At 70.1% G+C, this 680-nt stretch carries 2 protein-coding genes; both read right to left on the bottom strand.

Annotation, left to right across the window (positions count from 1 at the left end; translation table 11 throughout):
• The coding region (locus AC1DWF_RS34985; protein WP_476843064.1) for a lysophospholipid acyltransferase family protein at nt 1–377 on the bottom strand (377 nt) is incomplete at its 3' end.
• The coding region (locus AC1DWF_RS34980) for a phytoene desaturase family protein (RefSeq protein ID WP_476843063.1) at nt 374–680 on the bottom strand (307 nt) is incomplete at its 5' end. The genes AC1DWF_RS34985 and AC1DWF_RS34980, both read right to left, overlap by 4 nt.

Below are 680 nucleotides of genomic sequence, written 5' to 3'. Positions count from 1 at the left end.
ATCCAGAGGATGTGACGCGGATCGGCCAGCACCGCCGTCGCCGTCTCGAGGAAGCGGATGGCATCGCGCGGGGAATCCTGCTTCACACCGAAGACGCCGAGGCGGCGCATGAAGCCGTATTTCTCCAACGCCGCGGCATCCATCGGCACGAAGCTTCGGCGATCCGGGAAAAGACGGCGCGACAGCAGCATCAGCAGCACGCCGTCCCACCAGCCCGGGTGATTGGCCAGGATGATCAGCGGCCGTCCGGCCGGGGCCAGCGGCTCCCCCCAGCATGCGAGGCGGAGCGCGGAAAAGCTGCCGGAAAAATGGCGGTGGAAAGCCCAATCGAAGAAGCGCAGCGCGCGCTCCGAGCGGAGGACCACGGGGCTGGTCACCCCTGCAACTCGGCCTCGCGCCGCCCCGCCCGCTCCGCTTCATCGCCCATGCCGCGGCCGCCGAAGTCACGGTCCAGGCTGTCGGCCGCGATCCAGCCGCTCATCATCACCATGGGCATGCCGGGGCCGGGATGCGCGGCGCCGCCGGCGAGGTAGAGGCCCTTCACCGCGCGGCTGCGGTTGCCCGGCTTGAAGGCGCCGGTGAAGGCACCGTGCGAGGCCAGCCCGTAGATGGCGCCGTCGAGCACGCGGTAACGCTCGTGAATGTCCACCGGTGTCAGGCGGCGCTCCACGACGATGCGC

It is taken from the genome of Aminobacter sp. P4_D5 (assembly GCF_056401815.1).
The sequence above is the reverse complement of the archived record's forward strand: the minus strand, read 5'-3'. Positions and strand labels throughout refer to the sequence as shown.